The organism is Bradyrhizobium ferriligni, from assembly GCF_056837965.1.
The window spans coordinates 1-381 of sequence record NZ_JBXEJO010000418.1 but is presented as its reverse complement, the minus strand read 5'-3'; the positions used below and the strand labels follow the sequence as shown (position 1 = coordinate 381).

The 381-nt window shown below is 31.0% G+C and carries 1 protein-coding gene; it reads left to right on the top strand.

All coding sequences use genetic code 11. The features are described 5' to 3' along the window. Positions 1–381 (top strand): hypothetical protein (locus AC1VNY_RS42945; RefSeq protein WP_482409747.1); only part of this gene is annotated, 381 nt, incomplete at both ends.

Here is a 381-nt window from a genome sequence, read left to right as displayed (position 1 = left end):
ACATCATCATCTCCATCAAAACCTAAGGATGTTGATAAGAAATATAGAAATGATGATAGAGCATCTCTCAAACATGGCAGCACACTTCTTAAAAACATGGATAAGACTACAACTCAAACAGCTTCTGAATCTCATAATTTAATAAAAAGGATAGAAGAAACTTCTCCATATTCAGCAATTAAAAATAATTCTCAGAATTTATCAAATAAAATCTCTGAAATTTCTCGGAATTCAACAAGTAAAGTAACTATTAGTTCTCAGAATTCGGAAAGTAAAGTCGATGAAACTTCTAAAAACTCAACACATAAAATATCTAAAAATGCATCCAAAACATCTGTGCCTAAACAAGACTGCCATATCTCAGATATTTGTGCTTCAGAC